The organism is Streptomyces sp. NRRL S-920, assembly GCF_000717945.1.
Lineage (GTDB): Bacteria > Actinomycetota > Actinomycetes > Streptomycetales > Streptomycetaceae > Streptomyces > Streptomyces alboniger.
In genome coordinates this window covers 1-16,834 of record NZ_JODF01000003.1, presented here as the reverse complement: position 1 = coordinate 16,834, position 16,834 = coordinate 1, and the positions used below count along the sequence as shown (strand labels likewise).

The 16,834-nt window shown below is 68.4% G+C and carries 16 protein-coding genes and 2 pseudogenes; 10 read left to right on the top strand and 8 right to left on the bottom strand.

The window, feature by feature from the left end; all coding sequences use genetic code 11:
• Positions 1–107 precede the first annotated feature (107 nt).
• Together IG54_RS0102830 and IG54_RS0102825 are read left to right on the top strand one after the other, a co-directional pair.
• Complete coding sequence (locus tag IG54_RS0102830) at positions 108–812, top strand: class I SAM-dependent methyltransferase (protein ID WP_199809489.1); 705 nt, start codon at positions 108–110, stop codon at positions 810–812.
• A gap of 37 nt (positions 813–849) precedes the next feature.
• Complete coding sequence (locus IG54_RS0102825) at positions 850–1,728, top strand: phytanoyl-CoA dioxygenase family protein (protein ID WP_158708779.1); 879 nt, start codon at positions 850–852, stop codon at positions 1,726–1,728.
• 787 nt (positions 1,729–2,515) lie between these two features.
• Here IG54_RS0102825 and IG54_RS0102820 read toward each other — a convergent pair.
• The 3 genes and pseudogenes from IG54_RS0102820 to IG54_RS37575 all read right to left on the bottom strand — a co-directional run.
• A complete protein-coding gene (locus tag IG54_RS0102820) occupies positions 2,516–2,848 on the bottom strand; it encodes a hypothetical protein (protein ID WP_030776851.1) in 333 nt (110 codons plus the stop codon).
• A gap of 89 nt (positions 2,849–2,937) precedes the next feature.
• Complete coding sequence (gene arr / locus IG54_RS0102815; RefSeq protein ID WP_030776849.1) at positions 2,938–3,348, bottom strand: NAD(+)--rifampin ADP-ribosyltransferase; 411 nt, start codon at positions 3,346–3,348, stop codon at positions 2,938–2,940.
• 182 nt (positions 3,349–3,530) lie between these two features.
• Positions 3,531–4,093, bottom strand: a pseudogene (locus IG54_RS37575) (transposase family protein); the annotation flags it as partial.
• Here IG54_RS37575 and IG54_RS41795 point away from each other — a divergent pair.
• Positions 4,075–4,212: a hypothetical protein gene (locus tag IG54_RS41795; protein WP_158708778.1), complete on the top strand. Its 138-nt coding sequence runs from the start codon at positions 4,075–4,077 to the stop codon at positions 4,210–4,212. The pseudogene IG54_RS37575 and the gene IG54_RS41795 sit on opposite strands and share 19 nt — an antisense overlap.
• 779 nt (positions 4,213–4,991) lie before the next feature.
• On the opposite strand, the gene IG54_RS0102795 is transcribed toward IG54_RS41795, so the two are convergent.
• Complete coding sequence (locus IG54_RS0102795) at positions 4,992–5,966, bottom strand: helix-turn-helix transcriptional regulator (RefSeq protein ID WP_037896245.1); 975 nt, start codon at positions 5,964–5,966, stop codon at positions 4,992–4,994.
• 62 nt (positions 5,967–6,028) lie between these two features.
• Here IG54_RS0102795 and IG54_RS0102790 point away from each other — a divergent pair, with 62 nt between their 5' ends.
• The 4 genes from IG54_RS0102790 to IG54_RS0102775 all read left to right on the top strand — a co-directional run bounded on the left by IG54_RS0102790 (position 6,029) and on the right by IG54_RS0102775 (position 9,893).
• Entirely contained in the window at positions 6,029–6,643 is a 615-nt protein-coding gene (locus tag IG54_RS0102790; RefSeq protein ID WP_030776844.1) for a TIGR03086 family metal-binding protein, read from the top strand.
• Between the two features lie 405 nt (positions 6,644–7,048).
• Positions 7,049–8,101, top strand: a complete 1,053-nt coding sequence (locus tag IG54_RS0102785; protein ID WP_030776843.1) for a type III polyketide synthase — start codon at positions 7,049–7,051, stop codon at positions 8,099–8,101.
• Positions 8,102–8,124: 23 nt separating this feature from the next.
• Positions 8,125–8,688 (top strand): cupin domain-containing protein, encoded by a 564-nt coding sequence (locus tag IG54_RS0102780; protein WP_051819257.1) that lies wholly within the window; start codon positions 8,125–8,127, stop codon positions 8,686–8,688.
• Complete coding sequence (locus IG54_RS0102775; protein WP_030776837.1) at positions 8,688–9,893, top strand: cytochrome P450; 1,206 nt, start codon at positions 8,688–8,690, stop codon at positions 9,891–9,893. Before IG54_RS0102780 ends, IG54_RS0102775 begins: the two co-directional genes overlap by 1 nt.
• 516 nt (positions 9,894–10,409) lie before the next feature.
• Here IG54_RS0102775 and IG54_RS0102770 read toward each other — a convergent pair.
• Genes IG54_RS0102770 through IG54_RS39870 form a run of 3 tightly spaced genes read right to left on the bottom strand, consistent with a single transcriptional unit; the run spans position 10,410 to position 12,200 of the window.
• Entirely contained in the window at positions 10,410–10,952 is a 543-nt protein-coding gene (locus IG54_RS0102770) for a hypothetical protein (protein ID WP_030776833.1), read from the bottom strand.
• A 26-nt stretch (positions 10,953–10,978) separates the two neighbouring features.
• Positions 10,979–11,968, bottom strand: a complete 990-nt coding sequence (locus IG54_RS37570) for a hypothetical protein (RefSeq protein WP_037896181.1) — start codon at positions 11,966–11,968, stop codon at positions 10,979–10,981.
• Positions 11,969–12,011: 43 nt separating this feature from the next.
• The gene (locus tag IG54_RS39870; protein ID WP_324615404.1) at positions 12,012–12,200 is read right to left on the bottom strand and encodes a hypothetical protein; all 189 of its coding nucleotides are present in this window, start codon (positions 12,198–12,200) and stop codon (positions 12,012–12,014) included.
• A 195-nt stretch (positions 12,201–12,395) separates the two neighbouring features.
• On the opposite strand from IG54_RS39870, the gene IG54_RS0102760 reads away from it, so the two are divergent.
• The 3 genes and pseudogenes from IG54_RS0102760 to IG54_RS43695 all read left to right on the top strand — a co-directional run bounded on the left by IG54_RS0102760 (position 12,396) and on the right by IG54_RS43695 (position 16,080).
• Positions 12,396–14,738: an Orn/Lys/Arg decarboxylase N-terminal domain-containing protein gene (locus tag IG54_RS0102760; RefSeq protein WP_030776831.1), complete on the top strand. Its 2,343-nt coding sequence runs from the start codon at positions 12,396–12,398 to the stop codon at positions 14,736–14,738.
• A gap of 316 nt (positions 14,739–15,054) precedes the next feature.
• Positions 15,055–15,937 (top strand): annotated as a pseudogene (locus tag IG54_RS0102755) (exonuclease domain-containing protein); the annotation flags it as partial.
• Positions 15,913–16,080 carry a TerD family protein gene (locus tag IG54_RS43695; RefSeq protein ID WP_420712220.1) on the top strand — a complete coding sequence of 56 codons (168 nt, stop codon included), beginning with the start codon at positions 15,913–15,915 and terminating at the stop codon, positions 16,078–16,080. The pseudogene IG54_RS0102755 and the gene IG54_RS43695, both read left to right, overlap by 25 nt.
• A gap of 112 nt (positions 16,081–16,192) precedes the next feature.
• Here IG54_RS43695 and IG54_RS39865 read toward each other — a convergent pair.
• A partial coding sequence (locus IG54_RS39865; RefSeq protein WP_030776826.1) for a protein kinase domain-containing protein occupies positions 16,193–16,834 on the bottom strand: 642 nt, incomplete at its 5' end.

Sequence of the window (16,834 nt, the reverse complement as noted above, 5' to 3'; positions counted from 1 at the left end):
CAGAGGCGTACCTGCGCAAGAATCGTGAACTGTGGCGCCTGTGGACGCCATTGAAGGCCGCGTCGACCCAGTACGACCTGGCCGGTTTCCGGGCCGGCGGTTCACGCATGCGCGCACTTGAACGTGCTGAGGTCGGCGAGGTGCGCGGCCGCTCGCTGCTGCACCTGCAATGCCATGTCGGCATCGACACACTCTCCTGGGCGCGGCTGGGTGCCCGGGTGACCGGTGTCGACTTCGCCGCCGAGGGCGTGGCGACGGCGCGTTCCCTGGCCGCCGACATCGACCCGTCGGCGGTCTTCGTGGAGGCGGATGTCCTGGCGCTGCCCGACCATCTGGACGGTCATTTCGACATCGTCTACACCTCTCACGGTGTGCTGGGCTGGCTGCCCGATCTGCGCCGCTGGGCCGAGGTCGTCGCCCACTTCGTCGCACCGGGCGGCTTCGTCTACGTCTTCGAGTCCCATCCCGCGGCCTGGATGCTCGACAACCGCCTCGACACGGCCGAATTACGCCTCCGCTACTCGTACTTCGGTGAGCCGGAGCCCCTTTCCTTCGAGTACCGCAGTCCAACAGCTGTACCGGACCGCGAGGTTCCGGGAGTCGAATACGCCTGGGGACACTCACTCGGCGAGATCGTCAGCGGCCTGGCGTCCGCGGGACTGACCATCGAATTCCTTCACGAATGGCCCTTCGTGGCCTGGCGAATGCTTCCCTGCATGGTGGAGCACGACCACTACTGGTGGCGGCTGCCGGATGGTCTGCCGTCCATGCCCCTGTCCTTCTCTCTCCGTGCTTCCAAGCCGCCCGCCTGAAATCAGGTCTGAGACAGGGAGAAGCAGCTTGCCCGCCGTGACCTCACACCGCTCACTCGACGAGATCGATCTCCGCCACGTCCTCGACGGCCGGATCGTGGTCGTCCAGGGCGGTCTCGCACAGCTCACCTCCACAGGATCATGGACCCGGGCGGCACTGGCAGCCATCGCCTCCGCCGTCTCGCCGGAGGTCGCCGAGCAGGTGTCGGAGCGAGGGCTGGAGCACATCCACACCGTCGCCGACGTCGACCAGTTGCGCGCCGTCCGCGACGACCTGGACCGTCGCCTCAGACCCGCCGCACGTCACCTGCTGCTGCGCTTCGCCGACCTGCTCCCGCCGCAGAGCCGCAAGGTATACGTCAGCGAGCACTTGGGTGTACGGATCATGCCCCCAAGGACCGTTGTCCACGGCCGGGAAGAAGAACTGGGCGGGTACACCGGCTTCATGGTCCCGACCGGCGCCCACGTGGACTCGTGGTTCAACACAGCCGTCAATTCCGTCAACCTCTGGATGGCTCTCAGCCGGGTCCGCCGGGACAACGGCCTGCTCATCTGGCCCGGGGCATATCGGCGCTCGCTGCTCCACGAGGGGGTACGCCTGCTCCCCGACCAAGCAGTCGGCGAACCGGTGGAAGTCCAGCTCGACCCGGGTGACCTGCTGCTCTTCGCAGGCGACCATCTCCATGCCACTCGTCCCAACAGTGGGCCGGAGACCCGGTGGGTGGTCACCAAGCGCATCTGCCTCGGCCCGCCCCGCTACCACCCGCGCGCCACCGGCTGGGTTCCGTACCTCGACCCGCGCCTGCTCGGCACACCGCTTCGCCCCCTGGCACCGCTGCGGTCGGTTCTGACCGTCGGACGCGCCCGCCAACTCGTTCGTCAGACGCGCCGCCGTCTCAACTCGCGCGGTACTTGAGCATGTGCGGAGTCCCACTTGGTACTCCGCCCACGACATCCGGCTCGGTCGACCCCACTATTGACCGTCCCCTGCCGCCTATGCGGTGTCTACCAAGATCCGGACCAGCTCCGGACCAGCCACCGTGCGAGAGGCTTACAGAGCATCGTTTCCCGAGGTCAGCCTGGGTGCAGCCGCTGTACCGCCAACAGACGAAGAACATTCTTTGCTCTTATAGCCCAAAGAAACTTGGGTTCTTCTAGAGCTTCAAGTGGGCTGCCTGGAGGCGCCGTTACGTTCCAGCCAGCCCGAAACCGGAGTCGCTCTGGGTAATCAACAGACTGCCTCAGGTCGATGATCGGCCTGCATGAGGACTGCCCCCGGGCCAACCACGGACCAGACTCCCGCCCGGGGTGAGGCAGGTGAGAACCCTCTGACACGTGTAGTGGCACGACCTAGCAAGACCGCTCAGGCGCTCCAGTGTGCTCCGCAGGCGTGGGCACACACTTCGTCCCCGACCGCTTCCATCACATGTGCCCATGACCACCGTGCCGACGGCCGTGTGTCTGGCCAGGTTCGTCAGCTCACCCCAGAGTCGTGGGGGCCGATTACCCGGCGGGCTGTCAGTACCGGCGCGTAGCCTGCCGACATGTCCTCGACTACCGGTCAGCTCCGCCACGTCATGCTCGGCTCGGTCTTCAGGCCTGAGGTTCCCCTGGGCCCGACCTGGGGCACCCCCATCACCTGCCATGCCTCGGCAACGGGCAAGGGCAAGCTCCACGGAAGCGCCGAGTGCCGCACACTGCGGTCAGCCGCTTCTGTGAACCAGTTCGACATCCCCTTCGGCGAAGCCGTCGAGCGACTCTGTACGAACTGCCGATGGGCCCTGCTCACGGACAGCCCCATCCTGCCGCTCGGCGCAGCGGTGAACGACGTGGACTCTCTCACCATCTGACTCGACACAGACCCCGAGGACGAGGAGGACATCAAGGCCGAGCGTGACGCGGCCATCGCCCTCTCCACCGGCGACTACCCGCACCACAGCAATGACGTCGGCGACGCGGATGAGGAAGACAACGAGGCTGAGCACGACGAAGAGCGGGAGCGCTATGACCGCGCCCGCGATCTCCGCTACGGACACCACTCACACTGGCGCCGACTGCACTCCTACCTGATACGGAGCAACCAGTCAGTTCATCTCGCCGTGGTCCAGTAGTTACGGAACGACCCTTAGTTGATGATTTCGGCGCGGTCATCCAGACGGATTGCGGCCAGCCGGTCTCGCCACATCTGGAGAGCTTCGGGTGTCTGTCGCGTCCAGTCGGTGACCTCGCCAACGATCCGGAGCGGTTCCCTGCTGCGATAGGAGCGGGTGGGATTGCCAGGGAACTTCCTGTCGGTGACGTTTGGATCGTTCTCGAACTCCCCGGTCGGTTCGACGACATACACTCGCGGGACCCCTTCGCCGACGGCGAGTTCGGCGGCGAGTCCCGCGCCGTCGCGCAACGCGGTGAAGTAGATGTGGTTCATCACGATTTCGGGCCGGTAGTTGGAACGGAAACCGGCGGTGAGGTGGTCTCCGACCCGCAGCTCGGCCTTTGTTCCGTGAAAGAACGGCCCCTCGTCCAGCACCTCGTCCATCGCCACAGATTAGCAAACCGAGCTGTCGTGACCGCGAGCCATCCAGGACGGCTCGGACGCCGCGATCACACCAGCCACAGCAAGACCATCTGCCCCTGACCAGTAGCCGCGGGACGACCCTTAAAAGCTGTTGCAGAAGGTTGTGTTTGAGCAGGTCAGGGTGCGTTTGAGGGGCTTCCTGATCACGCAGCCAGGGCGAGGTTGTGCATGTGAGCGACGGCTCGGACCGCGTGGTGGAGGCCGTCGCCGCGCTGGCGGCAGTCGCGGAGGATCTTGTAGTTCTTCATGCGGGCGAAGGTGTGCTCGACTCGAGCGCGGACCTTGCGGTGCCCAGCGTTGTCGGCCTCTTCGCCGGGCAGGAGGGGCCGATGCTGGCGTTTGCGGTGCGGGACGATCAAGCCGGTGTTGAAGTAGGGCCGTCGCCCAGCACGCTGACGCCTTCGCAGTGCTGGGCGAGGCCGGAGTTCCGCCAGACCTGGGCATCGGCCTTGTTCCCCGGGTCCGGGCGGGCGGTGGCCACGACCAAGCGCGTGTCGGCATCGATGATGACCTGCACGTTTGCCGAGAACCGGTAGTTGCGCGAGGACGCGGCCACTGTGCGGTCCCGCACCGGGATCAGTGTCCCGTCCACGAACCACAACCGCTCTGCGGCGTCGACGGGGCGGGCAACCGGTTCCAGCATGAGCAGGAGCCCCAGCCGCTGAATGACCCGGCAGACGGTCGCCGGTGAGATCCCGAACAGCGGCCGACACGGCGACCGGCGACGAGTCCTTCCAGGTGAAGTACCGCGACTGGGCCGAAGGCGAGCCGATCACCGCCCGCCCCGGCCCTACACCCGCACCCCAGTGGACCGCCACCGACTGAGGCGGGCCGACTCGGGCGGTTGCGAGCCGCAAGAGGAGCAGGGCCGTGAAGGCTACCCTCCGCACTACTGACGGACCCGTTCCTCGCCGCCCTTGAGCAGGCCAATCTACTGTCCTTCAAAGCGTAAGGGGAAGAACGCGATGCGCCCGTGGATCTTGTGGTTGACCCAAGTCAGGTAGGGGGCGCCGGAGTTGTCGTGGGTGACGCAGTCGAACCGCAGGCGCCGGGCGTCCTTCATCCGCGCGGCGGGCGATAGAGGGTGCGTCCCACTCAGTCCTCATCAGGCACAGCGATACAGCCAGTTCAAGAAGCGGGTGGCACTGCGGTACACCAACGACCGCGAGGGCCGGACAGCCTACTCGGAAGCAAAACGCATGCTGGTGGAAGAACTTCTCAGCAGAGCTTATGCCGACCAAGGCGCCCGGGAACGTGACGCAAGCGGCACCGGAACTTCTAGCCCATCACAAAGAAGCCAAGGGTGACGCTGCGTGCGCGACCACACGAAGTGGACCAGAGCCCGCTCAGGCCCCCATAGCCACTCGACCTCCCGCCCGCGCAGCACACCGCCCTGCGTGCCGTCGCCCAAGGCTTCGTGACGATCGACCGGCACACCGACAAACCGAGGATCAGCCGCGCAGATGTCCGCGTGAGCATCTGCACCATCCGCCCAGGGTGGGGCCGGGGGCGGGGCGAGGGGCGCCAGGAGGTTACGACGTGTCGGCTGTTCGTCGGGAGATGGTCAGCCTTCCTGGTGGGAGTGTCGGCAGTTACCCGTAGGGTCAGCGCGCTACCTCTTGCCCGGAGAGAGTCGGTGGTCCGTACACACCGGCCAGCTCAACCGCCAGACGGGCGAGCCTCTCCCTTGCCTCCGGCGGGTCCAGGACCTCGATGCGTGCCCCCAGGCCGGCCAGCTGTGCGGCGACGACCTCCGGCGTCGGCCCGTCGACCCGTATCTCGGTCCATCCGTCGGGGAGCGTCGGGCCGACGTGCAGTCGTCCGTTGAACAGCCGCTCCAGGATCGCCATGGCACCCGGCTCGGCCCGGGCCCGGACCGTGGCCGCGTACAGCCGCTCCTCCAAGCGCGCGGCGAGCGAACGCCAGACCGTGGGGAGGTCGAAGCCGACTGGCCGTACGACGGGCTCGCCGGTCGTTTCGACCGAGGAGACCCGGCTGAGCCGGAAGGTCCGCAAGCCCCGCTCCGTGTCGGCGACAAGGTAGTCGTGACCGGCCTTGGCCACGAGCCCGAGCGGATGGACGGTGCGCACGCCGACGGGCTTGCCGGGCCCGGCGTACCCAAGGCGTACCTGGATCCCGTCCACCACGGCCCGCCGCAGCGCGTCGACGTGCTGTCCGGCGGCCGTGACGTCCGCGCGCGACCAGTCCGTGCCGTCGATGAGACGGGCCCGCGACGCGGCCTCCGCGCCCGAACGCAGGGGTGCGGGCAGGGCACGTACCAACTTGCGCAGCGCCGTACGGAGTTCGGGCGTCGTCGACGAAGGACCCGCGAGCAGGAACAGCGCCCGGATCTCCTCGGCGGTCAGGCCGGTGAGGTCCGTACGGGCGCCACCCACCAGCGACCAGCCGCCGCCGCGGCCGCGCTGCGAGTAGACGGGGATGCCCGCGGTGGCCAGGGCCTCCAGGTCGCGGCGTGCGGTCCGCGGCGACACTTCGAGTTCGGCGGCGACCTCGGCCACCGTCACACGGGTGTGCGTTTGGAGGAACAGCAGGGTTGCCACCAGGCGATCGGCTCTCATGCCGGCCATTCTCTTCCGGAAAGTGGCCAGGAGATGACCTGTTCAGCTTCCAGGATGAGGTCATGACGCACACCCAGAACACCCCGCCGTCCACTGACGGCACTGACGCCACCAACGACCCTCGCCAGGGCCTGCTGAAGGCGATCGCACTGGCCGGACGTACCGTCGCCGCAGTCCGCCCCGAGCAGTTCGACGCGCCCACGCCCTGCACCGAATTCACCGTCCGGCAGCTGACCGGCCATCTCGTCGCCGTCCTGCGCCGGATCGCCCTCGCCGGGCGCGGCGGCGACGTGATGAGTCTTCCCGCGGTCACCGACGATCTCGGGGACACCGAATGGCAGGAGGCGTGGGATGCTGCGGTGCGTGAGGTCGAGGCGGCGTGGGCGGATCCCGCGATCCTGGGCCGGACGCTGACACTGCCGTTCGGCAGCCTTCCGGGCGCTGCCGCCGCAGCCGTGTGGACCTCGGAATTCACCGTGCACACCTGGGACATGGCCACCGCGACCGGCCAGCTCCCGGACTGGGACCCCCAGCTCGTGGCGATCTCGTACGCCGCGATGAGGCGCGGGCTGCCCGCCGGGCCGCGCGACGGTGCGCCGTTCGGGGCCGCGGTGGACGTCGACGCGGACGCGCCGGCGATCGACCGCCTTGTGGCGTGGTGCGGCCGCAAGCCGTAAGCAGCATCCGAATCAGTGATCCGTCGATGCCTCCGGGCCCGGTGACACCCCCCGGATCATGAACAACAGCGGGGGAAGTCATGCCGGACCCGAAGGCCGGAGGCCCCCTTGCGGAGCCAACGAAGAGGTAAGGGGGCAGCTGTGGGGCCTCGTACTCACGCCGGCAGGGCAGACATCGACCGCTGAAGGCCTCATGCCACGGTCCTGTTCACGCGGATCAGGACCTGCTGGCCGTGAGTGACGAACTTGCGGGCGCCGTCGACGTTGCCACCGTCTCACTTCCATCCGTCGGTCCACACCGCGGTGCCGGCTCCGGACCGCTGTGACCTATACCGAGAGTGATCGTTACTCACCGGGTAGAGCCGGACCGGGCACTCTGGGCGCCCGTGGAGAAGAGGGTGTTGCATGGCGACGTTATGTCGGCCTGCCGTGTCGGTTCCTGAGTACGTCATCACCATGGAGGAGACACTTGAGCTCGCGCGCTCGCGCCATGCCGGCCACCCCCAACTGGGCCTCTCACTCCGCCTGATTGAGAACACCGGGGTACGGACCCGCCACCTGGTGCAACCGGTCGAGGAGACACTCGCACACCCGGGCTTCGAAGAGCGCAACCGGCTCTACGAGGCAGAGGCCAAGGCCCGCGTGCCCCTGCTCGTACGGCGGGCGCTGGAGGACGCCGGGCTGCGCGCCGCCGACATCGACCTGATCATCTACGTGTCCTGCACCGGGTTCATGATGCCCTCGCTCACCGCCTGGCTCATCAACTCAATGGGATTTCCCTCCACCACCCGGCAGTTGCCGATCGCCCAGCTGGGCTGCGCGGCCGGCGGCGCCGCGATCAACCGGGCGCACGACTTCTGCACGGCCTACCCGGAGGCGAACGTGCTGATCGTGGCCTGTGAGTTCTGCTCCCTGTGCTACCAGCCCACCGACATCAGCGTCGGATCGCTGCTGTCCAACGGCCTGTTCGGCGACGGTGCGGCCGCCGCAGTGGTCCGCGGGACGGGCGGAGCCGGCATCCACCTGGAGCGAAACGGCTCGCATCTGGTCCCGGGCACCGAGGACTGGATCGCGTACGACGTACGCGCCACCGGCTTCCACTTCCTGCTCGACAAGCGGGTGCCGGGCACCATGGAGCCGCTCGCCCCCGCGCTGTGCGCCCTCGCCGACGGACACGGCTGGGACGCGTCCGACCTCGACTTCTACATCGTGCACGCCGGAGGGCCGCGGATCCTCGACGACCTCAGCAAGTTCCTGGGCGTGCCCCCGGACGCCTTCCGCTTCAGCCGGGCCACGCTCACCGAGTACGGGAACGTGGCGAGCGTCGTCGTACTGGACGCGTTGCGCCGCCTGTTCGACGAGGGCGGCGCCGCCGACCGGGCGCGCGGCCTGCTGGCCGGATTCGGGCCGGGCATCACCGCCGAGATGACACTGGGTCGCTGGAGCCGTACGCCGTGACCCTTCCCGAGGCAGATACCACGATCACATCCGCCACCCCCACGGCCCCGCGGCCACCCAACGGCCTGATCGTGCCGCCCGGCGGTGGCCGCACGCTGCGCACCGCCGCGCAGCAGGTGACGTTCAAGGTGACCGGCGAACAATCGCGCAGCGCATCGAGCTTCGAGGTCGTCGTACCGCCCGGCTTCGACGTCGGCGCGCACGTCCATACCCGCAGCGAGGAGCTCTTCTACGTACTCGAAGGGGAACTCGACGTCCTCGCCTTCGAGCCGCGCATCCGGACTCCCGACAGCTGGCGGGGGTGGCGGTCCACGCAGGGGGACCGCGTGGTCCGCGCCACACCCGGCACGGTCATCGTGGTCCCGCCGGGCTGCCCGCACGCGTTCGCCAATCCCACCGAAGACCCGGCGCGGATGTTCTTCCAGTCGTCCCCGCCGCCGGACCACGAGCGGTATTTCGAGGAACTCATGGACATCCTGTCCGCCGACGGACCCGCCGACCAGACCGTCATCGCGGCCCTGCGCCGCCGCTACGACATCGAGCAGCTCACCCCGCTGCGCCACGACCGGCCGGCGAGGAGCCAGTGATGCGGGACACCGCTCCCCCCGTGTACGAGGCCGTCGACCTGACGGCGCTGGACTTCGACCCGTTCCTCCGTGAAGCACTGCGGGAAGCGCCGGTCGTCCGGGTCCGGCTGCTGCACGGGACTCCTGGCGAGTGCTGGCTGGCGACGCGGCACGACGTGGTCCGGTTCGTCACCTCCGACCCCCGGTTCAGCCGGGACATCGTCGGCCGACCGCTGCCGAGCATGAACAGGTACCTCGTGCCGCTGGACCGTGCGGTCAGCTTCGTGGATCCCCCCGACCACACCCGGGTCCGTTCCGTGGTCGCCTCGTCGTTCAACCGCTCGGGCATGGCGGCGCTGCGTCCGCGCGCACAGGCTGTGCTCGACGGCCTGATCGACCGCATGGTGGCGTCGGGGCCGCCCGCGGACCTCGTACGGCAGGTGACCTCGCCGTTCCCCCTGCACGTCATCGGAGCCGTGCTGGGCGTGCCGGAGTCCGACCGGCCGCGCCTGCGCGGCTGGGCGGACGCCGTGCTGACGAGGGCGACGGACGAGGCAGGCGTCGAGCGGGCCCGTCAGGCCAAGGAGGCCGCCCGCGTCCTGTTCCGCGAGCTCGCCCGGGAGCGCCGGGCCCAGCCGCAGGACGATCTCACGAGCGCGTTGGCGGCCGCGGTCGCGAGTGGCCGGATCGAGGAGGAGGAAATGCTCGCTCTGGCGGTGCTGATGGGGCTGAACGGCTGGCACGCCGTCCGCAATCACACCTCGAACATGATGTACGTACTCCTGACCGACGCCAGCCTGATGGGCCGGCTGCGGTCCGACCCGAAGGCCGTGCCGGCGGCCGTGGAGGAGCTGCTGCGCTGGATTCCGCACAAGCACGGCGTGGGACAGCCACGCGTCGCCACCGAGGACGTCGAGGTGGGCGGGGTCCAGATCCGCCGGGGCGAGGCCGTGTACGTCTCGTACGTGGCTGCCAACTGGGACGAGTCGTGCTACCCCGAGCCGGGCCGCATCGACATCGATCGCCAGGGCCCGCCCCACCTGGCCTTCGGCTACGGCCCTCACCACTGCGTGGCACCGCTGCTGGCCCGGCTGGAGGCCGAGCTGCTCCTGACCACGCTGGTCGAGCGACTGCCGGACCTGCGGCTGGCCGTCGACCCCGGCGAGGTGATCTGGCAGAAGGACGTGCTCATCCGCGGACCGGTGGGCCTGCCGGTGACCTGGTAAGCCGACGGGACGGAGCCAGGGCCGCGGCCCGGCAGCGGCCCGCGGGCCGTACCCGTGCGCGGGCCGGTGGTCGGTTCGTGCCCACCCCGTGCGATACCGACACACAACACCCCCAGCGCGATCACCCCTCACGACTCGATCCACTGCCGGAGAAGTCGATTCGGCTGAGTCCGCTGCGAAAGCGCCTCGATTGAATGGCAAGGGACAGAGTTCTGACGGCGTCGTCCGGTCGGGGGCTTCGCGGATCGTCGGCGCGGGCGCCTGCTCATCGCCGGTGGACGGCTTGGGTGAGTTGGCCGGCCTCGCGGTCTCCGAGAGTTCCCCGGGGCGCGGTATCGGCACGATGCTCTCCGTTGACCCGTCGCAGTTCATCTGGCGGGCAGAGAGCTGCTGGCCTGCTGGCGTGCCATGTCACTTGAGAACGTTGCCCCGCTGCATGCTCATTCTCAAACGACATGGCTTTCGCGGAAGATCTACTGTCGGCAAGAAGGTCAGCTCAGCCGTCCTGCTCGTCGGTCAGACTGCCCCGGGGTGCCCGGGGACGGGGTGGTCAGTGGGTGGCGCTTCCTGGGGCAGCAGACACCAACCGAGGTGCGTGGTGAGGAACGCGGCGATCTCGTCCGTATTGATGGACTCCGCAGGCAGGTCGTCCGGCCGGGGCTGGTACAGCCCGATCAGTTCATCTCGCATCCGAGCGTCCAGGATCGGTGCTTGGTAGCAGTCAATGGTCCCTCGATAGAACAGCCAGTCGAAGACCCGGACAGCCGAGCAACGGCCAGCCTGCGAAATGTCCGCCAGATGCCTGTCTTGCCAGGAGCCGACGTATGCGTAGTGCGCTTGCTTCAATGCTTCGTCGAGGGTCGGAGTGGGGAGATCCTTGAGGTTCCAGTAGATACGGGCTTCGGCTTCAGGTACAGGTTCCGGGACGGCGGCAAGCCAGAGACGATATTCGAACACCGAATCAGCTTGGCAGAGCATTTCGTCCAGGATGCCCAGTCGGACGACCCACCGGCCAGTCCTCTCGCCTTCTGCCTCACGGAAGAGCTGCAATTCGGTCAAGACGATCGGTCCACTCCTGCCCCAGGTCAATCGGCCTCCGGAGGCCGACCAGTGCTCGACGATTCTCCGTAAGGGCGGGGCAGGCTCTCGATCCTGTGCTGGGTGACCCGGAACTCGCGGTATTCGTCGATGCTGCCGCCGGAGAATGCGGCGAACCACAGACGCCCGGAGTGGGAGACGAGGGTGAATCCCCGCCGGTGTCCGCCACCCGGCCCCGTGATGTTGGTGGTCGGCCAGTCGACCCCGTCCGTGGAGTAGCGGCAGTAGCCGCTGTTGTTGGTGGTGTCGCCGCTTGACATGGTGAAGCCCAGGTAGAGCCGTTCGCCGGTCGACGCGAGGGTCGGGGCATGCAGGGTGTTGGTCCCGGTGACCTTGCGGAAGGCGCCCCATTGGTTGTTCTGGCGCCGGCTGATGTAGACCGCGTTGTCGAGGCCGCGGACCGCGCAGAAGAGATTGCCGTTGTGCATGGCGAACGCGAGGACGCCCTGCGTACGGGAGTTCGGCCAAGGAAGGGCCGGGCCGGTCCACTGGGAGCCGGTCAGGGCCAGGAGCCCGATGCCGTTGCTGCTGGGCTGGGAGGAGCGGCCTCGAATGTCGAGGGAGAACCGGCCCTCCGCCCCGGCGTCGCTGGGGTTCTGGAACCACCAGGTGGTGTCGGGGTTAGGGAGGGTGGGGTTGGAGAGGACTTCCAGCGCCGCGCAGTCGAAGGCGATGGTGCGGTGGTGCAGCAGATCGTCGGCCATCCAGCCGGCGATTTCGCTGACGAGTTGGCCCAGGCTGCCGACCATCGCGATGAATTGGTGCATGCACTGCCACGGCCCGCCGGCCGGGAGCGCGCTCATGACTTCGGCGGTGCCCTGGAGAGTGGTGGCGATATCCCGAATGACTTCAGCCAGCTCGGAGTCGACTTTCTGGTCCTCCTCCCACAGCTCGATGTGGCAGAGCAGGACCTTGTCGACCGCGCCCCGGAACAGGACGGTATTGGCGTCCATGTTGTGGGTCTCGCCATTGTCCACATTGCCATAGGTGCGGGTGATGCTGGACTGCTTCTCCCCGTTGTCAGCGCCGGCGGACAGCGATGCCGTCTGGTGCCCTGAGGTTCCTGCCGGCGGCGTCCCGCTGGCGGACGGCGCGGTCCGCGGCGGCGGGATTGCCGAGCACCTTCCCGCTGACCGCATTGCGGATCACGTATGCCTGCTGGCCTTGTGCCTGCCCGCCTTGCGCGGTCTGCACGGGGTGAGCTGCCATTGCTCCGGGCTCGGGCCGCCATCGGGGAAGTCGCGGACGACGAGCGCCCCGTCCGCGCCCGGCACGGCGTACCCGTGAGAGTGAAGACCGCCCGCCTTCGGTGTCGCTGCCCGCGGTCAGTCCGTTCCTCCTTCGGCTCCCCATGGGGTGCTGGTGGCACGGGGCAGGCGATACGCCGGACATTTAAGGGGCACGATGGCAAACGGAACGGTTCTTTTCGCGGTACCAGGTGGCGCAAGCAGTTCAAGCGCCGCGTCCGACCAACTTCGCAGGATCGAGAAGGAGTTGGAGTCCAGTGGGTTCGAGGTGCGGTGGGCGGCCACCGGCCCGCACGCCCAGGCGGTGCTCCAGACGCAGGCGAACCTGGCCGCCGCGGTGGTGGCCTGGGACCTTCCCGCCGGCGAGGCCGGGCCGGTCGATGCTCACCTCTCGGACGATGGCCCGGAGGGGGCGCCGGGCGGCGGCACGGTACTGCGCCTGATCGGCCGGCGCTTCCAGAAGCTGCCGGTCTTCCTGGTGACGGCCGAGGACGACATCGACGGACTGCCGCTGTGGGTGGCGGAGACCGTGATCGGCTACGTCTGGCCGCTGGAGGACACTCCGTCCTTCATCGCGGGACGCATCGCTCGCGCCGCCTGTGACTATCAGGAAGGAATGCTGCCACCGTTCTTCAAGGCGATGCGCCGTTTCGACGACGCGCACGAGTACTCCTGGCACACTCCCGCCCACTCCGGCGGCATCGCGTTCCTCAAGTCCCCGGTCGGACGGGCCTTTCACGACTACTTCGGAGAGCGGCTGCTGCGGAGTGATCTCTCCATCTCGGTCGGAGAACTCGGCTCGTTGTTCGAACACACCGGCCCGATCGGCGACGCCGAGCGCAATGCCGCTCGGATCTTCGGCGCCGAGCGCACCTACTTCGTCCTGGGCGGTGACTCGACATGTGATCGCATGGTCGGCCACTTCAGCGTCACCCAGGACGAGATCGCTCTCGTGGACCGCAACTGTCACAAGTCGGTGCTGCACGGGTTGATCCTCTCCGGTGCCCGGCCGGTGTACCTGGTGCCCACCCGCAACGGCTACGGGCTGGCCGGCCCGCTGCCCCCGTCGGAGATCGAGGCCCGTGCCGTCGCCGAGCGAGTCGCGCGCAATCCGCTGACCGAGCGCGCCGTTTCACCCCAGGCCCAGTACGCGGTGCTGACCAACTCCACCTATGACGGCCTGTGTTACGACACCATCCAGGTGGCCGAGGCGCTCGCCCCGAGCACCCCACGCGTCCACTTCGACGAGGCGTGGTTCGCGTACGCCCGCTTCCACCCTCTCTACGCGCGGCGCTACGGCATGGCCGTGGATTCCGGTTCCTTCCCCGGCGCCGAGCGCCCCACCGTCTTCGCCACCCAGTCCACGCACAAGCTCCTCGCCGCCCTGTCGCAGAGCGCCATGGTCCACGTACGGGAATCCCCGCGGGCGCCCGTGGCGCACGAGCGGTTCAACGAGACGTTCATGATGCACGGCACCACTTCGCCGCTGTATCCGATGATCGCCTCATTGGACGTGGCCGGGGCGATGATGGACGGCCCGCAGGGACATTGGCTGATCGACGAGGCGGTCACCGAGGCGATCCGCTTCCGGCAGGCCGTGGTGCGTACCGGCCGACGTATCGAGGACGCGGGCGACCGGCCCGCTTGGTTCTTCGGTGTCTGGCAGCCCGCTACGGTGACCGACCCGAGCAGCGGGGACACCATCCCCTTCGCCGACGCCTCCACCGAGGTGCTCCGCTCCGACCCCTCCTGCTGGGAGCTGGAACCGGGCGCCGCATGGCACGGCTTCTCCGACCTGACCCCGGGCTACTGCCAACTCGACCCGATCAAGGTCACCCTCACCTGCCCCGGCATCGACGCCACGGGACAGGTCGAGGACCGGGGGATCCCCGCCCGCGTGCTCACCTCCTATCTGGCCACCAGGAACATCGTGGTGGAGAAGACCGACAGCTACACCACGCTGATCCTCTTCTCCATGGGCATCACCAAGGGCAAGTGGGGGACCCTCCTCGACGCGCTGATGGACTTCAAGACGCTCTACGACCAGGAGGCCCCCCTCGAACAGGTACTGCCCGACGTCGTCGCCGCCCACCCCCAGCGCTACACCGGCCAGAGCCTGCCGGAACTGTGCCAGTCGATGCACGACCACCTGCGGCAGGCCCGCCTTGTCGAACTGCTCGACGCCGCTTTCCAGAACCTGCCCAGGCCCGTCGACTCGCCCCAGACCTGCTACCGGCAACTGATCCGCGGGGGTACCGAACGCATCCCGCTGTCCGAGGCGGCCGACCGCGTCGCCGCAGCCATGATCACCGTCACGCCGCCCGGCATCCCCGTCCTGATGCCCGGCGAGGAGACGGGACCTCCCGAGGGGCCCCTCATGCGCTATCTGACGGCCCTGGAAACGTTCGACCGGCACTTTCCCGGCTTCCGCAGCGAAACGCACGGGGTCGTCGTCGACCCGCTCACCGAGGATTACCTCATCGAGTGTGTTCGCCGATGAGGTGAGATCGGCGCGAGGAGTCGTGACCGAAGCGGTCGCGCTGGTCCTGGGTGTGTCGATGCGCGCGGCCGCGGGCCTGGCCGCGGCCCGCCGGCGGACTGCGCGCCCACGCGGGCGAGCTGCGCGCACGCGCCGACCGACTCCGCGCGGCGGCTTCGGGCCTCAAGTGGGACGGTCCTCAGGGCGATGCGTTCCGCGCCCGCTTGGAGCAACTCACTGCCGAGCTACCCATCGGACAGCAGCCAGCCGCCCGCATATCGGGGTAAATGGTCATCCAGGTTGATGGGTCAGTTGATTCCGCACCATCCTTACGGGCATGGCTGCTCTCCCCTCCCCCGCCCTCTCCGACCTGCGTGACTACGCCCTCGACTGGGCGCTCGTGGACGTGGAGACCTCGGGGCTCATCGCCCGGCGGGACCGTGTGTTGTCGATCGCGGTGGTGACCATCGGGCCGGACGGTGAACAGACCGGAGAGTTCTCGACATTACTGAACCCCGGGTGCGATCCCGGGCCGGTGCACGTGCACGGCCTGACCCCCGAGCGGCTCCACGGAGCACCGACCTTCGAGCAGGTCGCGGAGCGGATCGGGGCACTGTTGCGGGACCGCGTCCTAGTGGCCCACAACGCGCAGTTCGACTATGACTTCCTCGCCCACGAGTTCGCGCGGGCCCGCGCCTACCTCCCGGTCTCGCGGCGCCTGTGCACCCTCGCGCTCAACCGGCAGGTGGACCTGCCGCTCCACGACATGAAGCTGGGCACGCTCGCCGCCCACTACGGCGTACCGCAGAGTCAGGCGCACGACGCGCTGGACGACACGCGGGTGCTTGCCGGGATCTTCCGCGCCACGCTGCGGGAGGCGGCCCGGATCGACCTGCCGTTGCCGATTGTGGCCTGCCCGCCGCGGCAGGACTCGCAGTTCGCGCCCAAGCCGCCGAAGACGCCCTGCGCCTATCGAAACCCGGGGCGACTGCAACCCGGCGGCCCACTCCTCCAGGGCATGAAGATCGCCGTCACCGGGGAGACCGCGACCTCACGCCCCGAGCTGGTGGCGCGGTCCGTCGCGGCAGGGCTGAACATGGTGTCCTCGGTCAGCCGGCACACCAGCGTGCTGGTCACCAACGACTCCGCGTCCGGGTCGGCCAAGGCCCGGCGGGCCCTCGCCGAGGGCGTGCCCATCATCGACGAGACCGCCTTCCTGGACGCGGCCACCAGCGAACGCACCCTGCTCCTCGCCGAGATCTACCGGCGCGGCCCGGTCTGGCGCTTGCGCGCCGTCGGCCAGGGCTACGACCAGGGACTTGGTGATCTGGCACGAAGGTACGGCGTCAATATCGAGGACTGAACCGGCCGTTCAGCTGCCGCCACCAAGCGCCTCACCTGGGAACTCAACTCCGGCTCCACCGTCGCACGGCCCACCAGCACGCCGCCGGGGCGCGGAAAACACCGACCTCGGCTCAGTCGCAAGAGACCTGGACCCATGTGCGGTGCTCGTCAACGTCTCCGGTTTCGTGGACGCAGTCGCCCGCCCTCGCGGAGGACACGTGGCCGTTGAGGCCACCGCTCACCCAGCTAGCGAAGGATTCTTCGCTCGCGTATAGCAAGAGCAGCACGCCGAGGAGACAACCGATGCAGGCCAGGCCGGCCCCCCAGTCGCTCTCCTCTGAGGGCTTCTTGTCGACGGGAGCGACTGCCGCAGCAGCGGGAGAGTCCTGCTTGGGCTTCGGCTCGGGCTTCGGCTTGGGTGCCGACGTCGAGCGCGATGAGTTGAGCAGTTCGAGGGCCTCGGTGGCGGTGGGGCGGTTGGCCGGGTTCTTTTCCAGGAGTAATTCGATCAGGGGTTGCAGGTGGCCTGCGCGTTTCATCGGCGGTACGTCTTCGTAGGCGACTGCGTGGAGCGAGCCGGCCGGGCTCTCGCGCTTGAAGGGGCAGGTGCCTTCTACGGCTTCGTACAGGGTCGTGCCCAGGGCGAACAGGTCGCTGGGTGGCTGCGCCTTCAGACCCTGGGCCCGCTCCGGGGAGAGGTAGGGGAGGGAGCCGATGACCATGCCGGTCGCGGTGAGCGTGGAGTCGCCCCGGCTGGTCGCGATGCCGAAGTC

Excerpts from the sequence above, each read along its gene's own strand:
- IG54_RS0102830 (WP_199809489.1), top strand. The coding sequence starts at position 108 with ATGCGCGCACTTGAACGTGCTGAGGTCGGCGAGGTGCGCGGCCGCTCG.
- arr (WP_030776849.1), bottom strand. The coding sequence starts at position 3,348 with ATGGACGAGGTGCTGGACGAGGGGCCGTTCTTTCACGGAACAAAGGCC.
- IG54_RS0102795 (WP_037896245.1), bottom strand. The coding sequence starts at position 5,966 with ATGAGAGCCGATCGCCTGGTGGCAACCCTGCTGTTCCTCCAAACGCAC.
- IG54_RS0102790 (WP_030776844.1), top strand. The coding sequence starts at position 6,029 with ATGACGCACACCCAGAACACCCCGCCGTCCACTGACGGCACTGACGCC.
- IG54_RS0102785 (WP_030776843.1), top strand. The coding sequence starts at position 7,049 with ATGGCGACGTTATGTCGGCCTGCCGTGTCGGTTCCTGAGTACGTCATC.
- IG54_RS0102775 (WP_030776837.1), top strand. The coding sequence starts at position 8,688 with ATGCGGGACACCGCTCCCCCCGTGTACGAGGCCGTCGACCTGACGGCG.
- IG54_RS39870 (WP_324615404.1), bottom strand. The coding sequence starts at position 12,200 with ATGGCAGCTCACCCCGTGCAGACCGCGCAAGGCGGGCAGGCACAAGGC.
- IG54_RS0102760 (WP_030776831.1), top strand. The coding sequence starts at position 12,396 with ATGGCAAACGGAACGGTTCTTTTCGCGGTACCAGGTGGCGCAAGCAGT.